The sequence below is a fragment of the Brucella pseudogrignonensis genome (assembly GCF_032190615.1).
Classification (GTDB): domain Bacteria; phylum Pseudomonadota; class Alphaproteobacteria; order Rhizobiales; family Rhizobiaceae; genus Brucella; species Brucella pseudogrignonensis_B.
Genome location: NZ_JAVLAT010000001.1, coordinates 434917 through 455072 on the forward strand (window position 1 = coordinate 434917; position 20156 = coordinate 455072).

A 20156-nucleotide genomic window follows, 5' to 3' on the forward strand; every position below is an offset into this window, starting at 1 on the left:
CAAACCGTGATCAAATAGCCTTACCGATCAGTGTTGCAAATCTCTCAAGATCAACATTGCCACCGCTGACAATCACGCCGATGCGTTTGCCTTTTAGTTCTGGCACCATCTGCAAAGCTCCCGCGAAGCCAAGGCAACCCGTCGGTTCAACCACCATCTTCATACGACTGGCAAAAAATTTCATACCTTGCACCAGTTCATCATCGCTGACAGCCAAAACATCACGGACAGTTTTCTGAATGACCGCAAAAGTCATTTCGCCGAGCGCCTGTGTCTGCGCGCCATCGGCCAAAGTTTTTGGTACATTAATATGTACGATTTGGCCTGAGCGGAATGACTGCTGGCCATCATTGCCAGCTTCTGGTTCTACACCGTAAACATCGCATGATGGCGCAAGCGCTTTCGCAGCCAAAGCTGATCCTGCCAGCAGACCACCACCGCCGAGGCAGACAAACAATGCATCCAATGGCCCAACTTCTTCGATGAGTTCCTTGGTTGCGGTGCCCTGCCCCGCAATAATATCAGGATGATTGAATGGCGGAATGAGTGTTAGACCGCCCTCGTCCTCAAGCTTCTTAGAAAGCGCATCACGATCTTCGGTATAGCGATTATAAGTGACGACCTTTGCGCCGTAGCCGCGTGTAGCGTCGAGTTTTGCAGTCGGAGCGTCTTCTGGCATGATAATCGTTGCACCGATACCAAGAAGCTTTGCCGAGAGGGCAATCGCCTGCGCATGATTGCCAGACGAAAACGCAAGCACGCCGCGCTTCTTCTGTTCATCCGTAAAGCGCGCCAAAGCATTGTAAGCGCCACGAAATTTGAACGCACCGATGCGCTGAAAGTTCTCGCATTTGAAAAATAACTGTGCACCTGTTTGGGCGTCAATGGTCGAGGACGTGAAGACTGGCGTTCTATGCGCATGACCTTCAATCAATCTAGCCGCAGATACCACATCATCATAGGTCGGAAGCGGAAACATCATTCACCTTTTCAGTAATCAGCAGCTTTTTGGTGAGAAGAAGTTAGCCCAATAAAAAACCGGCACAATCAAAACATTGTGCCGGTTACAAAGGATTTTGTATCAATACGGAATAAGCTTAGAGGCCTTGCGGGCCGCGGTTCATTGCAGCCACACCAGTGCGGCAAATCTCCACAAGACCAAGTGGCTTCATGAGCGAAATGAACTGATCAATCTTGGCTGTCTTGCCGGTAATCTCGACGATGAAATGCTCGGTCGTTGCATCAACAATCTTTGCATTGAAAGCATCGGTCAGACGCAGAGTTTCGGCGCGCGCCTCGCCCTTGCCTGCAACCTTGATCAGCGCCAGTTCGCGCTCAATCGGACGCTCATGGCCAAGTTCAACAGCGCGATAGGTCATGTCAACCACGCGATGTACCGGAACAATACGCTCCAGCTGATGGCGAATCTGATCAAGCACATTAGGCGTGCCGCGCGTTACAATCGTAATGCGCGACAAATGCTGCTCATGCTCGGTTTCAGAAACCGTCAGGCTCTCAATATTGTAGCCACGACCTGAAAACAGGCCAATGACGCGTGCTAGAACGCCCGGTTCGTTATCAACGAGAACCGAAAGCGTATGCGTTTCTGGTGTCTGGGTATCCGCTGCAATGAAATATGCCGAGCCGGATGCTAGATTTTGTGCGTTCATGTTCTTTACTCCGGATCAGACTAGGGAACGGCCCTTGGCGTCAATAGCATTGGCAACAGCTTCGTCAGTCGCTTCATCTGGCAACAGCATTTCATTATGCGCTTTGCCGGACGGGATCATCGGGAAACAGTTGGCGAGATTGGCAACACGGCAATCGAAGATGACCGGCTTTTTGATTTCAATCATTTCCATGATCGCATCATCAAGCATAGCTGGCTTGTCACAACGAATGCCATGCGCACCGTAAGCTTCTGCAAGCTTCACGAAATCAGGCATTGCTTCGGTATAAGAATGCGACAGGCGATTGCCATGCAGCAACTGCTGCCACTGACGAACCATACCCATATACTGATTGTTCAGAATGAAAATCTTGATTGGCGCATTGTACTGTATGGCTGCCGACATCTCCTGAATACACATCTGGATCGACGCGTCACCTGCAATATCGATTACCAGTGCATCTGGATGCGCAATTTGAACACCAAGGGCCGCAGGCAGACCATAGCCCATGGTGCCAAGACCGCCCGATGTCATCCAGCGATTTGGCGCTTCAAAATCCATAAATTGCGCTGCCCACATCTGATGTTGGCCAACTTCGGTCGTGATATAGGTATCACGGTCTTTCGTCAGTTCGTTTAAACGCTGCAATGCATATTGCGGCATGATGACATCTTTGTTTGGCGTATAAGCCAATGACTTACGCGCACGCCAGCGGTCGATCTGATCCCACCATGCGCCAATTGCGTTTGCATCGGGCTTTTTAGAGGACGCACGGAACTGACGAACGATATCTTCCAGAACATGGGCTACATCACCAATGATCGGAACATCAACGCGGACATTCTTGTTGATCGAGGATGGATCAATGTCGATGTGAATCTTGCGCGAATGCGGAGCAAACGCGTTGAGGCGACCGGTGATGCGATCGTCAAAACGTGCACCAACACACAGCATGACATCGCAATCATGCATAGTCATATTGGCTTCGTATGTCCCGTGCATGCCCAGCATACCAAGCCAGTTCTTACCCGATGCAGGATAGGCACCCAGGCCCATCAGTGTTGATGTGATCGGAAAGTTGCTAATCTCAACCAGTTCACGCAGCAATTTCGTGGCTGCAGGACCAGAATTGATAACCCCACCACCTGAATAGATAATCGGCTTCTTCGCAGTCAGCAGCATTTCAACCGCCTGTGCTATAGCATTCTTGTCGCCTTCAATCGTTGGGCGATAACTGGTACGCGGCGATGTCTGCGGTGGCGTATAAATGCCGGTCGCAAACTGAATATCCTTTGGAATATCAACCAGAACCGGACCCGGACGACCCGTTGAAGCAATATGGAACGCTTCGTGCAGAATGCGAGACAGATCATTTACATCACGAACCAGCCAGTTGTGCTTGGTGCAAGGGCGCGTAATGCCAACGGTATCAGCTTCCTGAAAACCGTCTGAACCAATCAGCGATGTTGGAACCTGACCGGAAATGCAAACCAGAGGGATCGAGTCCATCAAGGCGTCCTGCAAAGGCGTAACCGCATTGGTGGCACCCGGACCAGACGTAACCAACATAACGCCAACCTTGCCGGTTGCACGGGCATAGCCTTCAGCAGCATGGCCAGCGCCCTGCTCATGGCGAACAAGAATATGTTCAACCTTATCCTGCTGGAAAAGTTCGTCGTAGATCGGCAGCACGGCACCGCCCGGATAGCCGAAAAGATGCTCCACGCCATGATCGATCATAGCCTGAACCACCATTTCCGCGCCGGTCATTTCGCGTTGCCCTGCGGAGATCGTCGCCGCCTCGCTTTTTGCTGCCGTCATCGTCGTCACTTCCCGTCTGCTTTACATATTCAATTTCGTTGATGTTCAGATAACAAAAAAGGCCCCCGAGGGAGCCTGTCTTTCGCGCATGGGAGCTTTCGCCGGATGGTTACACCATCCTGCCCATGCGCGTACGTACCACAAGAATAAGAGCTGTTCTGTTCATGGCGGCGAGACTAATCAGCGAAAATCGCGCCGTCAACGCGAAAATGCATAAAACGTGATATTTTCTTATATAAAAAGAGCAACTTCGATAAGATTATTGCCTTAGCAGCGCATCTTGCCCCGAAATATAGCGTTTCCAGCTATCATCGAGCTGATTTCTGAACCATGTTGATTGTCGTTTGGCATATTGGCGCGTGGCAATAACCGAAAGCTCGATGGCTTCTTCACGCGTCATCTCACCGGAAAAAAATGCAGAAATCTCGCGTACGCCAATCGCTTTTAAAGCCGGCAATGCCGGATCAAGGTCCAGCGCTATTAATGCACGCACCTCTTCAAGTGCACCATGATCCCACATCAGATTGAAGCGTTGTGCAATCCGCTCGCCCAACCATTGACGATCTGGCAACAAAATAATCTTGTTCGCGCTCGCATCGTCGACCAGTGCCGTTCCTGTATTTTTCTGCCAGTGCAGCAACGACTTTCCAGTTGCTTCAAACACTTCCAGTGCACGCACAATACGCTGACTGTCGGTCGGCCGTAACGTGATAGCAATTTCCGGATCTCGCTCCGCGAGCATGATATGAAGAGCTTCCGCGCCCTCCTCACTCATTTTGTTGCGCCAGTACTCACGCACATCGACAGGCACTTCAGGCATCTGCGAAAGCCCGCCAAGCAAAGCACGGAAATAAAGCCCCGTTCCGCCAACAAAGATGGGGACGCGACCTTTGAGTTCACTGCGCGAGAGCAGCGCCTCCACATCAGCAAACCATTTGCCGGTTGAATAGGAAACAGATGGCGCAACATGCCCATAAAGATAATGTTCAGCTTCACGCAACTCATCGGGCTGCGGACGTGCACTCAAAAGATCAAGCACATCATAAACCTGCATGGAATCGGTGTTTACAATGAAGCCGCCGGTCTTCTTTGCCAGATGAAGGGCAAGAGCCGACTTGCCGCTGGCCGTTGGGCCAGCTATCAGGATTGCATCCTTCGCCGCTTCACTCATCGCAGGAAATGCTCCTCATGTCCCGATCCGCTTCTCTTATTGCTACACTGATTGCCAATCCAGCCAAAGCACAGCTTATTCCTTCGCTGGGGATTAAAGCCTCGGCGGCAGTGAATGCAACCGGACTTTACTGGCTGGCCGATGGCATTGCTTGCGATATACCACTTCCATCAACCATCACCTCAGACGAGGCTGAGCAAGCTCTGCGAGCCGCTCTTGATGGTGCACCAATTGATGTCGTGGTGCAGGAACAGGACAGCCGACGCAAGAAAATTCTGATTGCCGACATGGATTCCACCATGATCCAGCAAGAATGCATTGATGAACTGGCTGAAGAAGCTGGTCTGCGTGAACATGTTGCCGCAATTACCGCCCGCGCTATGAACGGCGAAATCGAGTTCGAACCAGCTCTACGCAAACGCGTGGCACTTCTCAAAGGCCTGCCGCTTTCGGTTATCGACAAAGTTATCTCGACCCGCATTTCGCTTATGCCAGGCGGTGTCGAACTGGTACGCACCATGCGCAAGCATGGCGCCTATACAGCACTCGTATCCGGCGGTTTCACATCATTTACAAAGCGCGTTGCAGAAATGATTGGCTTCAATGAAGATCGCGCCAACACGCTCCTTCATGACGGCAAGCATCTAAGCGGCACCGTTTCCGATCCGATCTTGGGCCGCGAGGCTAAGGTCGAAAAGCTGGTCGAGATAGCAGAGCGTCTTGGTCTCACACCACAAGATGCAATCGCTGTGGGTGACGGCGCCAACGATCTTGGCATGATCCAGCTTGCAGGAACGGGCGTTGCCCTTCATGCAAAACCAGCCGTCGCAGCGCAGGCCAAAGTGCGCATCGACCATGGCGATCTCACTGCTCTTCTTTATATTCAAGGTTATCGTAAATCGGATTTCGTGGAATGAGGGTTATCTAGATATCGTCAGGTGCCGGTTCGCTCCGATAGTCCGAACAGCAAACGGAAACCCGGCTCAACCACATTGTAAAGTTCGCAGAGATTTAGACGCGCCCTATTGTGAAAACAGCGATCAAACAAAAATGAACTACCCCATCACAAAAATTGTGCTAACGACCTGCGAGAAGATAGCAACACGGAAATGTTCAGAAAATGGAATGGTTCCCTATAGTCGCCGGTACGTTCAAGCTCGTTGTTTTGGGTATCGCAATGTTTTTTGCCATTAAGTGGCACTATGACAAAGACAAAGAGGCGAAGGCGTTGAAAAAGGCGGCAGAGGAAAACAATACAGCAGTCAATCTGCAATAAGCTTCTGCTCCAAAACGCAAAGGCATTCATTTTAAAAGGCGTCGCAGGCATTGCGACGCCTTTTTGTTAAGAAAAATGGCTTTTAGTCGATACGCACTGTCACGAAACGTAGTTCTCCAGAGCGCGACGCAAGCATCAAAAGCGCGTTTTTCCGACCTTCGCGGCGCAGCGCATCAATTCGCTTTTTCACATCAACCGGTGACTTCACAGTGACCTGTCCGATATCGACAATCACATCACCCATTTCGATACGCTTTTCTCCGGCAGCAGAACCGGGCACAACATAAAGAACTGCAACGCCCTCGACATCTTCTGCAATACCGAATTCGCCGCGCACATCTTCATTGAGTTCCGATAGCTTCATGCCCAGCACCGTTGCGGCGGCCTGCTCTTTCTGCTCTTTTTTCTTGGCATCGGGCTTTGGGGCATCCGAAAGTTCCTGTCCTTCCTCACCTTCTTCCATATCTGGCGGAGGAGCCTGATCTTCGACTGCCTCATCTGTGCTTTTATCGTCTTCGATCAAACGGCCGAGCTTCACCCTGACGGACTGCTCCTTGCCATCGCGAACGACAACAATCTCAACCTCATCGCCCACAGCGCTTTCGGCCACAAGACGCGGCAAATCACGGGCACGTTCGACAGGTTTACCGTCATAGCGGATAACAACATCGCCCGCCTTGATCGCCTTATTATCTACGCCCGAGTTCTCTATGAGACCGGCGATAAGCGCGCCCTTAGCATCTTTCAGGCCAAGACTCTGCGCGATATCATCGGTTACAGGCTGAATACGAACACCAAGCCAGCCACGACGCACTTCACCAAATTCTTTGAGCTGATCAATAACGCCGACGGCCATTTCTGCGGGGATCGCAAAACCAATACCAATCGAGCCACCAGACGGTGAATAGATCGCTGTATTGATGCCGATCACCTTCCCATCCATGTCGAACAGCGGACCGCCAGAATTACCGCGATTAATCGCAGCATCGGTCTGAATGAAATCGTCATAAGGGCCAGACTGAATATCGCGCTTACGTGCGGAAATAATACCCGCAGTCACCGTACCGCCGAGACCAAACGGATTGCCGATTGCCAGCACCCAGTCACCAATACGCGCCTTATCGGAATTGCCGAACTCAACGGCATTGAGCTTATGCTTGGTCGGATCAACCTTCAGCACGGCAAGATCTGTCTTGGTGTCCTTACCGACAAGCTCCGCTTTGAGCTTGGAACCATCGACAAAATTGACTTCGATCTCATCGGCATCAGCAATGACGTGGTTATTGGTGACGATAAAGCCCTTTTCGGCATCAATCACAAAACCAGAACCGAGCGACTGCACCTTTCGCGAATCGCCTTTCTTATTGCCATCTTTTTCATTGAAGAAATCGTTGAAGAATTCCTGAAACGGCGAACCTTCCGGCACTTGTGGCATCGGCACGCCGCTGTCTTCTTCGCCGTCTTCTTTAACCGTCTGCGACGTTGAAATATTCACGACTGCATCAAGCAAACCTTCAGCCAAATCGGCAACGGACCCCGGTCCCTGCCTGATCGGCGCTGTTTGCTGAGCGAAAGAGGGAGATATGCCAATTGCAACTGTCCCTGTAAAACTCATCGCTCCAAGAGCGACGGTTGCTAAAAGGGTGCGGCCAAATCCCGCCTTGGATGCAATTGCCATGAAGCTCCGCTCCGTTTTTGTCTGCATGAAACAGCGAAAAGATTAGATCGCTGCAAAATACGGCCTGTTTACGGCCCCGCATAGAGTGGAGAGCAGAAATATAATGAATGAGTGGGCTTATCCCCTGACAAGCCAGACAATAAACACGCCAATCGCTAGTGCACACAGCCCGGCGATACGCAATATGCTTTCAGGCGCATGAGATGCGTCTCGCGCCAGCTTTTTGGCAATCAAAGGAAAGCCGCCGTAGAGCAGCCCCTCGAATACGAAGAGAAGTCCTACGGCGGCTAGAAAATCGCTCATATGCGATAATCTCTCTTACTGCTTTGGTGTTGGAAGTGTTCCACCAGCATCACGGAAGAACTTGAAGAACTCCGAATCCGGTGAAATGACCAATGTTGTATCTGGTGTTTCCAGTGCCTTGCGATACGCGGCCATCGAACGATAGAAGGCATAGAAGCCCGGATCTTTCGTTGCTGAACTTGCAAAGATTTCACTGCGCTGTGCTTCGCCTTCACCGCGAAGGATTTCAGAGTCCTTCTGCGCCTCAGCAATAGTTTCAACGACCTGACGGTCAGCAATAGCGCGAATACGCTGAGCAGCTTCACGGCCACGCGCGCGCAGACGCTCTGCTTCAGCAAGGCGCTCTGCTTTCATGCGGTCATAAGTTTGCTGCGAGACTTCAGCCGTCAAATCCGTACGACGGATACGAACGTCTTCGATAGTGATGCCGAGCGATGTCGCGTCAGCACGAAGCTGATTGGCAACTTCACGCATCATATCGCCACGCTCTTCGGAAAGAGCAGCTTCAAAGCCACGCTGACCGTAAACGCCACGCAATGCAGCATCAAGACGCGTACGCAGACGCTGTTCGGCAAGCAATGTGCTACCCGAAACAGTTTCGCGGAACTTGCGTGGATCGGTGATGCGGTAAACAAGGAACGCATCTACGTCATAGAATTTGCCACCGGAAACCTGAACGCGGATATCGTCAAGATCGAAACGTAGCAGACGATCATCGATCAACTGAACTGTATCGGCATCAAGGAAACCGAATGGCATTTTGAAGTAGATACCCGGTTCGGTTTTCACGTCAACGATCTGACCAAAGCGCAGAACGATTGCCTGTTGGCGTTCATTCACGATGAAGACAGAAGAATAGATTGCAAGAGCAACGACGGCGATAAGACCGAAAATAAACGGAAGCCTGTTATTGGCCATGATTAGTTACCTCCGCTATTCGTCGTTGCATCAGCAGCACCCGATCGCGGTTGCTGGCGCATCAGTTCACTCAATGGAAGGTAGGGGACAACATCCTTACCGGCTTCCACGATAACCTTCTTGGTTCCAGCAAGCACGTCTTCCATCGTTTCGAGGAAGAGACGGTTGCGTGTCACTTCCGGTGCTTTCTGGTATTCGGAAAGAACAGAGCCGAAACGCTGTGCTTCACCTTCCGCCTCCTGAACAACACGGGTCTTATAAGCTGCTGCCTCTTCGCGAAGCTGTGCAGCCTGACCACGTGCCTGACCAAGCTTCTGGTTCGAATATTGGTTCGCCTCTTCTACAAAGCGATCTTCGTCCTGTTCAGCACGCTGCACTTCATCAAATGCATCAGCCACTTCACGTGGTGGTGCTGCATCCTCGATGGAAACTGCGTTGATCTGGATGCCGGATTTATAGCGATCAAGCGTTGCCTGAATAATATCGCGAACGCTCTGTGCAATCGCTGCACGGTTGTCACGGAAAACGTCCTGTGCCGGCCTGCGGCCAACGATTTCACGGATCGCACTTTCGGAAACCTGCTGCACCATGGCATCAGGGCTTTCGACGTTAAACAGATAGTCGCGCGGATTGGCAACGCGATAAAGAACCGAAAACTGAACATTGACGATGTTCTGATCGCCGGTCAGCATCAGGCCCTGTGTCGCGTTGCGCGAGCCTTGACCACCAATATTGATCTGTTTTTCAACGATCTGCGCTTTTTCAACAGTCTCAACCGGCCAGAACAGGAAATGCAAACCCGGCTCAGAAACTTCTGCCTTTGGTTTACCAAAAACGAGTTCGACAGCAAGCTCATCGGGCTGCACGGTATAAACCGACTGATACACCCAAAGACCAAGCAATGCAGCACCAATCAGAAAGAATACGCCGCGATTGCTTCCGCCTTTACCGCCACTCCCACCCGGGAAAACTTTTTTCAGACGATCCTGTCCTTTGCGAAGAATGTCCTCAAGATCAGGAGGCGTGTTCTGACCGCCATTGCGTGGACCTTTCGGACCTTGACCCCAAGGGCCACCGTTACCGCCATTGCCGCCATTATTATTGTTGTCGCCGCCGCCACCCCATGGGCCACCGCCGCCGCCATTCTGATTACTCCAGGGCATCCTCACCTCTCGTCCGGGAGACGGAAAATCCTGTTCAATTTCCCGTCATCAACTAATGTTACCGTTTTATAGGCATCGCGAGGGCCGCTTTCAACGTGAAGCGGCAAATTTCCTGCGTTATAATTTACATAACGTGTCGGTCGTACCGAATATAGCGTGTCGGATGACTATCTTTCTCACCCGCAGGCACATCTTCGGAGCTGATTTCTTTCCAGATTTTCGAATCGAGTTCCGGAAAAAACGTGTCGCCATCAATCGACGCGAGAACGCGCGTCAGATGCACTTGATCAGCAAATGGCAATGCTTGCGCATAAATCTTGCCACCACCGATGATGCAAACCTCATCCACGCCAAGCTCAGACGCAAGCTTGCGCCCCAGTTCAATTGCTTCATCAAGCGAGCTGACAATAGTCGCTCCGTCCGCTTTGAATGCTGTATCGCGCGTCACAACAAGATTGGGACGGCCGGGCAACGGGCGACCGATGGATTCCCATGTCTTCCGCCCCATAATGACGGGCTTACCGAGTGTCAGCGCTTTAAATCGCTTGAGATCGGTCGAAAGCTTCCACGGCATATCATTTTCGCGGCCAATGACATTGTTTTCGGATGCAGCAACAACAATCGAAAGAGCGGCTTTACTTTTGATCATATCTTACACCGCAATCGGAGCTTTGATCGACGGATCGGCTTCATAGCCCACCAGCTCAAAGTCCTCGTAACGGAAAGCAAACAGATCTTTCACATCCGGGTTGATGCGCATGGTCGGCAAAGCTTTCGGCGTGCGGGTAAGCTGCAGACGCGCCTGCTCGAAATGATTGGAATAAATATGCGCATCACCCAGTGTATGAACAAAATCACCCGGCTGAAGGCCTGCAACCTGCGCAATCATCATGGTCAGCAACGCATAAGACGCAATGTTGAACGGAACGCCAAGAAAAATATCCGCCGAACGCTGATAGAGCTGGCAAGACAACTTGCCATCCGAGACATAAAACTGAAACAAACAATGACACGGTGGCAAAGCCATTTCATCGACCAGCGCCGGATTCCATGCTGAAACGACCAAACGTCGTGAGTTAGGGTTTTCGCGCAACATCTTCAAAAGATTCGCAATCTGATCGATATGACGACCATCCGGCGCTGGCCATGAGCGCCACTGATAACCATAGACCGGGCCGAGATCGCCATTCTCATCGGCCCATTCATCCCAGATCGAAACGCCATTTTCCTTGAGATAGGCGATATTGGTATCGCCTTTCAGGAACCACAGCAGTTCATGAATGATTGAGCGCAAATGCAGCTTCTTGGTGGTGAGAACCGGAAACCCTTCGGCCAGGTTATAACGCATCTGATAACCGAAAACCGAACGCGTGCCTGTCCCTGTGCGGTCACCACGGTCTGAACCATTGTCGAGCACATGCTGGAGAAGATCGAGATAGGTGCGCATAGGGGTACTTTCCGGGCCGATTCGTCTTAACCCAATATAAGAAAAACCCCGGCTTATAACACCGGGGTTTTCTGTCTGGACTGTGGACGACGATTAAAGGTCGCCAAGCTTACCAAGCTGCTTCGCAACCAGATAATAGAAGGTGACGCGACCCTTGTTACGATCGCCCTTCATAACTTCTGCAACATGATTGACCACTTCAACGGCCTTTGCTTCATCTGCAACGCCAAGCTTCTTATGAACCCAGCTGTCGCGGACGCGCTTAAGTTCTTCAGGATCGGTTGCAGAGACAAGAGAGGAATCGCGATTACGCAGCGCAATGCCAAGATGCTTTACGATCTTCTCGACAACGGCTTCATCAGCAGCGGCATCATAACGACGGACATCCGCGAGATAGTCACTCATAGATTCACTCTCCTTCGATTGGCTTTAGCCCCGGTTAAACCTCCGCTACAGCCGGACAATGACAATCCCGATCCGGCATGCACCGCTAGTCTTGGCAGGATTGACCAGCCTGTGATTGCTGTCAATGAAAAATGAACGCAAAAAGCGAAGACAAACGAGCGTCAACAACCTGTTAAATCACAACTCCCCTCTTCCAATCGTGGAGAAGGACGCCTATATACGTCGTGTCAGCGCAAGCTGACTATGGTGATAAACGGACGATGTAATAAACCTATTGGACCCGGGGGCGGTACCCGGCGCCTCCACCAGAACGCAAGAAGCATTCAACGCGAGTTGCGCTGTGGCGGGGGCGAAATAGGATCGACAAGGGTGTAAAGATCGCTCTTTTGCTCGGCATGATACCACCGTTATCGGGTCAATTGAGTAGTTGCAAATGACAACAAAGCTCAGGGTTACGCTCTCGCTGCTTAATCGCGGTGCGGGAAACCCAACCTAAGTCCTTCTGGTTAGCACCTTGAGGCGGGGTTCGGAGGCACCTGGCAACAGAAGCCTCCACTTTTCCCCTCTTTAGATTGTTGCCACTTCCGCTTCTGGCTGTGTTTTGCGTGCAAACACAACGAGGCTCAGAAAAAATGCGATAAGTGAACAGATCGCAATACCGCCGATCATCGGTTTGGCAGAACCATCAAAGAATGCGCCGGTTACACCAATCGCAATGCCGCCTATGACGAAATGCAACGTTCCAAGCAGCGCCGATGCTGTTCCAGCAATCGTGCCGTGATCTTCAAGTGCCAGCACAGCGGTCGTCGGAATGACAAGCCCCAGAAAACCATAACCAACGAAAAGAAAGCCAGCGATCAGCCAAAGGCCGGTATGGCCCATCAAGACTGCCGCAAACATCGCAAGCATAACAGCTGCAAAGCCCGAAACGGCAACCTGCATCACACGACGCAACCCAAAACGCGCACCCAAGACACCATTGAGCTGCGAAACGCTAAAGAACGAAACGGCATTGATCGAAAACGCTATCGCATACTGGCTTGGGCTAAGGCCGTAATGATCAATCAGAATAAACGATGAGTTCGCCAGATAAACAAAGAATGACGCGATGCCAAAGCCGCCAATACAGGCCAGTCCCATAAAATAGCGATCCTTGAGAAGCCGGGCGTAACCCGCAAGTGCACTGCTGATATTGCTATCAAGCCGCGCTTCGCTACCCCTCGTCTCTTTAAGCGCGGTTGCTATCAACACAACGCCTACAATGGCTGCCACGAACACAGCCCAGAAAACACCACGCCAGCCGAAGAAATCGATAAGAACCGATCCACTCAACGGTGCGAGAATGGGCGAAATAGAAAAGACGAGCATAAGCAGCGACATCAGCCTTGCCGCATCAACGCCTGTGTGAAGATCACGCACAATGGCACGCGGAATAACCGAGCTTGCCGCTGCACCTAATCCCTGAATGAAGCGGAACAAGACCAAAATATCGATATTGGTCGCAAGAGCTGAACCGATACTACCAACAGCAAACAGCGCAAGTCCGCCATAAAGCGGGAGCTTGCGTCCAACCATGTCCGACAGAGGGCCAACAAAAAGCTGCGCAAGCGCCAAAGCAATGAAGAACGCCAAAAGACTCATTTGCACAGCACCGGTCTCAGCGTGGAGATCGGTCGCAATGGTTGGCAATGCGGGCAGATACATATCAATGGCAAATGGGCCAATTGCCGAAAGAAGACCGAGAATAATCGCGTTTCGCAAGAGACCTGAAGTGGGAGAGCCTGAACTCATTGGGGGCGTACTTTCATCAATGTTTCGTGAGTCACCCGTTACGAGTTTAGTTCCAGCGCATCGCTTGGGAGGATGGGTAAGCCGGGACCAAATATCGCAACTAGGCAACTATCCACATGTTTATGCTACATAATTTCGATAAATTTGCGATATTCTCAGCCCCCAACCGGGCATCGTAATCTCTCAAAAGCGTGTAGCCATCCCCATTATGGACGAGTTTTAATAACTGTTTTGACACTACTGTAAAATTAGACACTATTGTCCAAACCGTCAAGCCGCATTATGTTATGGATATGAAACCTACTGACATGCTCGATAGTGCCGTTCTGGCAGACAGACGCCCTCTCGTTTCTGAAGGGGCGAATTCTGCATCCTCAAAATCGGGGCTAAAACCCGGTCAATGCATGAAGCGCGACTTCATTCTTTGCGCGGCAGCACGCGTTTTTTATCGGGATGGGTTTCAGGGTGCCAGCATCGATCTGATTGCCAGCGAAGCGGGCGTATCGCGTCAGACCATTTACAATCACTATAAGGACAAAGAAGCGCTGCTGGCAGCTGTTGTTGACGACGCATTCGACAGAATGTCGTCTGGTCTCTTTGCTGTACTCGCGACTTTTCCTCAGTCTGGTGAAAACCTCGAAGAAGACCTGATAGCATTTTCGATCAGGATGAGCCGCAATTGCGTGCATGATTCTTCTACCGTATTCTTGCGCAAACTGTTTCAGTCCGATGAAGATGCCCTACCCCTGCATGGCAATGTTTGCAGCACAAAAGGCCCAGCACAGGCTGTTCCGGCCATTGCCGCCCATCTGTCGCGTTTAGCACTGGCTGGCAATCTGGTCATTGAAGACCCTGATTTGGCAGCACGTCATTATCTGGCTCTCATCAATGCGGATATTCATTATCACCTGCTAACTGGTCAGGCTGTTGATGATTCCATCATCGAGAAAAGTGCGATCAATGGTGTTCGAACATTTTTGATGGCCTTTGGTGCGCGCACGTAAGCATTTCAGCACCTTCCCGGCCTCACTTTTTTCTTGAAATATTTTAGATTTGTCAGAGAACAAACTTGACATCAACCTGCGAATCCGTGGGATAAGCAATCTATGGTTCAGGATCTCATCCGTTACGATATTCTCGCTCAGGAAGCCCTCCGTGGCGTCATTCGCAAGGTTCTTGCGGAAGTGGCAGCAACTGGCTTGCCTGGCAATCATCACTTCTTCATCACGTTCCTTACTGGAGCGCCCGGTGTACGCATTTCGTCTCGGCTTAAGGAAAAATATCCTGAGCAGATGACAGTGGTGTTGCAACATCAATACTGGGACATGGTTGTCACTGATCAGCTGTTTGAAATCGGCTTGTCTTTCGGTGATGTGCCGGAAAAATTGACAATCCCATTCTCTGCCATTCGTGGCTTCTACGACCCATCTGTCAACTTTGAACTTGAGTTCGATGTATCGGTTGTCCAGCCAACAAGCGATAATGACGAAGGTGGTAAGGTCTCCTCAATCGAGTTGATCTCGTCAGAAGATGCGCCCGAAAAGGCCAAGCCTAAATCCAAGTCGCGCAAGCCTGCTGCTGATAAGGGTGACACCGCTGCAAAAGACGAGCCTGCATCTGAGGGTAAAGAAGCTGAAGCCAAACCATCCGCAGACGTGGTTTCACTCGATTCTTTCCGAAAAAAATAAGCATCATCTTCCTTAGAGATAACAAACACCGGCTGAGTATTCCGCCGGTGTTTTTTTATAGCAGTCGTGATGCTCTTGACTTCGATCAAGGCATCTCAACAAATGCTCTTTAAAACTGGGTTCACCAACAACGCATCACAGGACAGGCCCACCATGTTGCGAATTATTGCTCAGATCGTTCTTTGGTTTAGCGGTATTATTGCCGGTTTCTTCGTCGCTAAAGACACACCAAACTTTTCGATGTGGCAAATGACTTTCGGACTATTGCTGCTCGTGGTAATTTCGCTGATCATCTGGTGGGTGACCAATCCAAAATCACCGAACAAATAAGACGACGCCCACGAGAGCGCATCTCGAAAAGTTTGAAACGATTTTTGGGCAAAGATGCGCGTTCAAACAAAAATTGAGAGCGCAGATCTGATTAACTCAGATCGAAATGCGCTCTAACATCTATTGGCAGGCATTCATGAGTGAAATTATCAATCTGCGCCAGTTCAAGAAGAACAAGGCGCGTGCCTCGCGGGAAGAACAAGCCGATCAGAACCGCATTCTGTTTGGCCGAACGAAAGCCGAGAAAAGCTTCGCAAAAGAGGAAACGCGCAAAACCAATAACTTTCTCCAAAACAATAAGCTTGAGCCAATCGACAAGCCGAAAGCTGAAAAGTGAACGGCTCCGTCAGCACTACAGGACGGCTCAAAAAGCGCTCTGTGAGTATTCGTGGACATGCCACAAGCTATACGCTTGAAGACCCATTCTTTGAGCTGCTTGAAGAGATAGCAAACACGCGGCAAGTATCTGTCGCATCGCTTGTGACGGAGATCGACGGACAGCGCGAACGGAGCGTCAATCTCTCTTCTGCTCTCAGGCTTTATATCCTCGACTGGCTAAAATCGAAAATTCAGTCTCAAGGCTGAGAATTGGGCGCAACATTTGGCGCCTGCTCAAGTTCTTTCAAAAACTCGTTGATGGACTGACCACCCTGCCCATTTAATTGCGCAGGTAGATTGCTTCCCTCGGCTGACTTCTGTGCTTCCAATGCATTTCTAGCAGCCTGTTCACGAGCCTCTGCCTCTGCTTTTTTGCGAGCCTCTTCCTCAAGACGCACATGCTCTCGTTCTTTGGCATCCGAGGCCAGCAAGTCCAGCTGGCGTCTCAGCCGCTGCTTTTCCATGATGCTCGCCTGCATCGCTTCGACCCGTTCCTGCTCGCGCTCCAATGCGCGCTGCGTCAGAAACTGAACCAGCGGCTGCCGATCAAATTGAACCGTAGGATCATCATAGGTTCCGCCGATTGTGTAACGAAGGCTTGGTGACGTCGACGACTGCGCATCGTCCGGTTGATCAAATGCGAAACTTCCCTCACCGCTGAGACCCAACGTAGACAGATTAAGCTGCATATCGCCGCTCAATGTTGCGTCACCAGTTGCAAGACTGATTGGCGAAAGTCGTGCAATGCCCCCTGCAACCGTGAAATCAAAACGCGGATTACCAGCCGCAAACCGGCCCTGACCAATTGCCTTATTAGTCAATGCGCCAAACGCCTTTGCATCCAGCTGCGTGGCACCTGCGGGCTGATCTCCCAGGCTATCAGCCTCAGCCAACATTGCCGGAAAAGCCCCCTGATCGAGGCCATTAATGACGAGATTCTCAACATCAACACTGCCTGAACCCGCAAGAGACGCAACCAGTTCGGCGACATTTGAGCCACTACCATTCAAAGTCAGAGCAGCTTTGATCGTTCCATTCAATGGGCTGCTGCCCGTGGAAGAATGATAGAAATCTTCAAGCCGTGCACCACTCCATTTAAGATCAGAAGACAGCAGCGCTGTTTTATCGTTGTTGCGTAAAGAAACATTGCCAACCAGATATCCGCCAGCCCAGTTTCCGGTTAGCTCATTGAGCGCCAACCCATCCATATTCTTCTGAACGCGCGTGGAAAAATCGCTCACGGTTCCAAAGCCATCCATATGTGCTTGCGCCGCAGTCAGCTTCATATCCATCAGCAGCGGCAAAGACGGGCGTGTTGCAAATGGCGTATTTGGCCAGATAGAAGCCTTACGCGGCGAAGATGGCTCAAGTGCATCCTGACCGAGCATGATTGCTGCAAGGCTGCCAAGTTCAACAGAGGTCAGTTTTGCCTCACCTTTGATCTGCGGAAGTCCACTATCTGAGAAATTCGCTTCAAGACGAGCGGAAATATCATCGCCGCCAAGCTTACCCGCAAAATTGGGGAACCGAAGCAAACCTTTGGCAAACTGGAAATCGCTCGAAAGATCAGCAGACAGTCCTTCGCCAAAACCCGGAAGCGTGTAACCCGCTGTCGCGACAAAAGGTTGCAGATCAGCAGATTTCACCTGAGCCTTACCGCTTGCCGCAATATCACCGCCAACCATCGACAGAATACCATCCGCAACAGCCGTACCGTCGGGCGCAGTCAGCCTGAGTTGCGTCCGCATACCAGCACTTGGCGCCCCCTGCATGGTAAGATCAGCCGTCAATTCGCCAGCAAGTCCCAGCGGCAATGTTGGAACACCCAACAAAGCCAGAACCGTCTCGCCATTTGTGGACGTTGCAGTTCCGTTGAGCTGCATTTGCATTGGATCGTTTTCAGCACTTCCGCCACTGGTCGTCCCAGACAAATCAAGCTTCATGCCGCCTGCTTTGCCCGTCACACTAAATGATGCCTCGCCACCCTTTGCAGGTGTTTTTGCGGGCACTTCCTTAGCGCGTGATCCTTTGGCACTTCCCGCAACTGGCGCGGCAGCGACACCGTTGCCCGTAGGTGCTAAGGCATTAGCGATGATATTTATCTCTGTATCCTCAAACAGACCGGGATAATTATCAGCGCGCGCTGAAAGCGAGCGGAAAAACGGAACTTGCGGATGACGATGTGCTGCAAGTGTCAAAAAATGTGACAGATCAGCGGAAAGCAAAGTGGCATCAAGCTTGCCAGACGGCGTTGCTGCAAAAGGCTCATACGTACCTGTTGCAGTCAGCGTCGTTCCTGCAACATCATTGATCATCAGCCGGTCAAAATCAAAACGGCCATTGTGAATACGGACGGCAACGTCAACACTCGCCGCTTCCATATCCTCATATTGAACGGGGCCGGCGGTGAAACCAATATCAAGTGCCTGTCCATCAAGTGAAGCAACGCCATGACCGCCTGAGAAAAAGCTGGTAAATGCGCGGAGCGCATTGCTATCAACTGATCCACCCTGCAACCGCAACGTAATCGCTGGTTCGGCAGAACCTGCGACTTGTCGCAGAAATGTACCTTTCAGCGTCGTTTGGCCCATACCGACTTCAAGATTATCAATACTCTGCATGCCTTCACGCAAATTGACTTTGCCTGAAAAGCCCACGCTATCGAGTTTACGAATGGATTCATCAACCGTTTCATTCAGCCATGCTGCAAGCCCGGATGGCTGGCGTGACGCCACAAGCATATCGCCTTCAAAGCCGAAATCGCGCCCGACCGAAAGCCTGCCTTTGGCTTCAACCTTTGTACGTCCCGGCAGATCCGCTTCGAACTGACCAATATTCCAGCCATTGCCATCAGGCTCCGCACTGATTGTCACGGAACGAATAGTCGTGCCACCAGCTATTACAGCAGGCAACCGCAAATCAACATTACCGGGCATTCCGGGGATCGGCAATTGCTCAAGTATCCGCCGTAACGTCTCAAGGCGTTCGCCGTCAGCGACAGGTGCGGGTTGCTGATCCTGTGTCGTCTCGACAGGCCCCCAGAATATCTGCTGGCCATCAGCGCTGATTTCAAAATGTGGCTTATCACCGTAGTCAATGAGTGCCTTGCCGTTCACCACATAAGGATTATCGGCTGGCCCCTGCTCCATGCGAAATTCGCTAGCATCGAAATGGCTCTTGTTTGCAGAAAACTTGCCACTGACACGGAGATCGCTGAAAAACGGCTTCTGTACTGGCTCGTGCTGGTTCTTGGACGCCGATCCCATCGCGTCAGCAGAACGCAGTGAAAAGCTGCCAGCATAGTTTAGGCGACCATCATCAAGCGTAATGTCACCATCAGTCTCAAACGAAGCAGGCACCGCTTCGGGCGATATACGCGCGCGCAAGCGCAGCGACCCGTCCGGCTTGGCTTCGCCGCTGGTAAGATCAAGCGCCAGCTTCTGGCCTTCAATTTCTAAAGTACCGTTTGCAAGCCATGGCCCCGCAAGACTATTAGCAGAAAGAACCGCATCTATATCGCTGGCATTATGAACACGTCCGCTGGCTTCATCGATAAGGGTCGCCGTACCGTCCGTAATTGAGAGCCGCTCGACTTTGATCTGCGCTGGATCAAGTGGCGTGGTAGGACGAATGGCCCAATCAACCTTACCATCCTTGTCGAGCGAAATAATCGTATTGGGGCGCTCAACGCGCATATCAAAAATCAGCAACTGGCCGCGCAAAAACGGCATCAGTTCCGCATCCATCGAAAACCTGTCGACGGTCATCACCGGATTTGCATTGTCTGCACCGACCCGCACATCAGAAAATGTCACAGATGGAAAGGGTAAAAGCCTGGCGCTGACGTCACCCGTCACATGAACCGGACGTCCAAGAATCTGGCTTGCCTCGCGCTCGAACTCGGCACGATAGCCGCTCCAGTCGACAAATGGCGGAACGACCAGCGCTGCGGTCAAAAGCAGTACCAGTACCCCACCCACGATGACGAATATGCGGCCCAAGCGAAACTCCGATAAGATGCAGAGCGTGATGCAAATCTTGAATCACGCGATTTTTATCGGTGCAACATAGCGGGATCGATCCGGCGATAACAAGGCAAATTGCCTACGCAATCGCT

The 20156-nt window shown here is 51.3% G+C and carries 20 protein-coding genes and 1 other RNA gene; 8 read left to right on the forward strand and 13 right to left on the reverse strand.

Annotation, left to right across the window (positions count from 1 at the left end; all coding sequences use genetic code 11):
- Positions 1 to 10 precede the first annotated feature (10 nt).
- The 4 genes from RI570_RS02160 to miaA all read right to left on the reverse strand — a co-directional run bounded on the left by RI570_RS02160 (position 11) and on the right by miaA (position 4662).
- Positions 11 to 979, reverse strand: coding sequence for a threo-3-hydroxy-L-aspartate ammonia-lyase (locus RI570_RS02160; protein ID WP_313828518.1), 969 nt, complete (start codon positions 977 to 979; stop codon positions 11 to 13).
- A 118-nt stretch (positions 980 to 1097) separates the two neighbouring features.
- Positions 1098 to 1670, reverse strand: a complete 573-nt coding sequence (gene ilvN / locus RI570_RS02165) for an acetolactate synthase small subunit (protein WP_265985384.1) — start codon at positions 1668 to 1670, stop codon at positions 1098 to 1100.
- A 15-nt stretch (positions 1671 to 1685) separates the two neighbouring features.
- A complete protein-coding gene (locus tag RI570_RS02170) occupies positions 1686 to 3491 on the reverse strand; it encodes an acetolactate synthase 3 large subunit (protein WP_313828520.1) in 1806 nt (601 codons plus the stop codon).
- 259 nt (positions 3492 to 3750) lie between these two features.
- The gene (gene miaA / locus RI570_RS02175) at positions 3751 to 4662 is read right to left on the reverse strand and encodes a tRNA (adenosine(37)-N6)-dimethylallyltransferase MiaA (RefSeq protein ID WP_313826726.1); all 912 of its coding nucleotides are present in this window, start codon (positions 4660 to 4662) and stop codon (positions 3751 to 3753) included.
- Positions 4663 to 4679: 17 nt separating this feature from the next.
- On the opposite strand from miaA, the gene serB reads away from it, so the two are divergent.
- Both serB and RI570_RS02185 read left to right on the forward strand, forming a co-directional pair.
- Positions 4680 to 5579, forward strand: coding sequence for a phosphoserine phosphatase SerB (gene serB, locus RI570_RS02180; RefSeq protein ID WP_313826727.1), 900 nt, complete (start codon positions 4680 to 4682; stop codon positions 5577 to 5579).
- A gap of 203 nt (positions 5580 to 5782) precedes the next feature.
- Positions 5783 to 5938: a hypothetical protein gene (locus tag RI570_RS02185; RefSeq protein ID WP_313826728.1), complete on the forward strand. Its 156-nt coding sequence runs from the start codon at positions 5783 to 5785 to the stop codon at positions 5936 to 5938.
- An 82-nt stretch (positions 5939 to 6020) separates the two neighbouring features.
- Here the strand turns inward: RI570_RS02185 and RI570_RS02190 are convergent, their stop codons facing one another.
- From RI570_RS02190 to RI570_RS02220, 7 genes are all read right to left on the reverse strand, one after another.
- Positions 6021 to 7616 carry a Do family serine endopeptidase gene (locus RI570_RS02190; protein WP_313826729.1) on the reverse strand — a complete coding sequence of 532 codons (1596 nt, stop codon included), beginning with the start codon at positions 7614 to 7616 and terminating at the stop codon, positions 6021 to 6023.
- A gap of 117 nt (positions 7617 to 7733) precedes the next feature.
- Positions 7734 to 7919, reverse strand: coding sequence for a DUF2065 family protein (locus RI570_RS02195; protein ID WP_313826730.1), 186 nt, complete (start codon positions 7917 to 7919; stop codon positions 7734 to 7736).
- 15 nt (positions 7920 to 7934) lie between these two features.
- Positions 7935 to 8837, reverse strand: a complete 903-nt coding sequence (locus tag RI570_RS02200) for a protease modulator HflC (protein WP_313826731.1) — start codon at positions 8835 to 8837, stop codon at positions 7935 to 7937.
- Between the two features lie 2 nt (positions 8838 to 8839).
- Positions 8840 to 10000 (reverse strand): FtsH protease activity modulator HflK, encoded by a 1161-nt coding sequence (gene hflK, locus RI570_RS02205; RefSeq protein ID WP_313826732.1) that lies wholly within the window; start codon positions 9998 to 10000, stop codon positions 8840 to 8842.
- A gap of 124 nt (positions 10001 to 10124) precedes the next feature.
- On the reverse strand, positions 10125 to 10649 hold the full coding sequence (locus tag RI570_RS02210; RefSeq protein ID WP_313826733.1) for a dihydrofolate reductase: 525 nt from the start codon (positions 10647 to 10649) through the stop codon (positions 10125 to 10127).
- A 3-nt stretch (positions 10650 to 10652) separates the two neighbouring features.
- Entirely contained in the window at positions 10653 to 11447 is a 795-nt protein-coding gene (locus RI570_RS02215) for a thymidylate synthase (RefSeq protein ID WP_313826734.1), read from the reverse strand.
- A gap of 93 nt (positions 11448 to 11540) precedes the next feature.
- Positions 11541 to 11852 carry a DUF2853 family protein gene (locus RI570_RS02220; protein ID WP_250038882.1) on the reverse strand — a complete coding sequence of 104 codons (312 nt, stop codon included), beginning with the start codon at positions 11850 to 11852 and terminating at the stop codon, positions 11541 to 11543.
- A gap of 187 nt (positions 11853 to 12039) precedes the next feature.
- Here RI570_RS02220 and ssrA point away from each other — a divergent pair.
- Positions 12040 to 12409, forward strand: a transfer-messenger RNA (tmRNA) gene (ssrA, locus tag RI570_RS02225).
- 10 nt (positions 12410 to 12419) lie between these two features.
- Here the strand turns inward: ssrA and RI570_RS02230 are convergent.
- The gene (locus RI570_RS02230; RefSeq protein WP_313826735.1) at positions 12420 to 13643 is read right to left on the reverse strand and encodes a multidrug effflux MFS transporter; all 1224 of its coding nucleotides are present in this window, start codon (positions 13641 to 13643) and stop codon (positions 12420 to 12422) included.
- 287 nt (positions 13644 to 13930) lie between these two features.
- On the opposite strand from RI570_RS02230, the gene RI570_RS02235 reads away from it, so the two are divergent.
- The 5 genes from RI570_RS02235 (at position 13931) to RI570_RS02255 (ending at position 16246) form a co-directional block, all read left to right on the forward strand.
- The gene (locus RI570_RS02235; protein WP_313826736.1) at positions 13931 to 14647 is read left to right on the forward strand and encodes a TetR/AcrR family transcriptional regulator; all 717 of its coding nucleotides are present in this window, start codon (positions 13931 to 13933) and stop codon (positions 14645 to 14647) included.
- A gap of 102 nt (positions 14648 to 14749) precedes the next feature.
- Positions 14750 to 15331, forward strand: a complete 582-nt coding sequence (locus RI570_RS02240) for an SspB family protein (protein ID WP_313826737.1) — start codon at positions 14750 to 14752, stop codon at positions 15329 to 15331.
- Between the two features lie 153 nt (positions 15332 to 15484).
- Positions 15485 to 15661 carry a hypothetical protein gene (locus RI570_RS02245; RefSeq protein WP_313826738.1) on the forward strand — a complete coding sequence of 59 codons (177 nt, stop codon included), beginning with the start codon at positions 15485 to 15487 and terminating at the stop codon, positions 15659 to 15661.
- Between the two features lie 136 nt (positions 15662 to 15797).
- Positions 15798 to 15998, forward strand: coding sequence for a DUF4169 family protein (locus RI570_RS02250; RefSeq protein WP_313826739.1), 201 nt, complete (start codon positions 15798 to 15800; stop codon positions 15996 to 15998).
- Positions 15995 to 16246, forward strand: a complete 252-nt coding sequence (locus tag RI570_RS02255) for a ribbon-helix-helix domain-containing protein (protein WP_313826740.1) — start codon at positions 15995 to 15997, stop codon at positions 16244 to 16246. Before RI570_RS02250 ends, RI570_RS02255 begins: the two co-directional genes overlap by 4 nt.
- On the opposite strand, the gene RI570_RS02260 is transcribed toward RI570_RS02255, so the two are convergent.
- Positions 16237 to 20040 (reverse strand): AsmA family protein, encoded by a 3804-nt coding sequence (locus RI570_RS02260; protein WP_313826741.1) that lies wholly within the window; start codon positions 20038 to 20040, stop codon positions 16237 to 16239. The two genes, RI570_RS02255 and RI570_RS02260, sit on opposite strands and share 10 nt — an antisense overlap.
- Between the last annotated feature and the right edge of the window lie 116 nt (positions 20041 to 20156).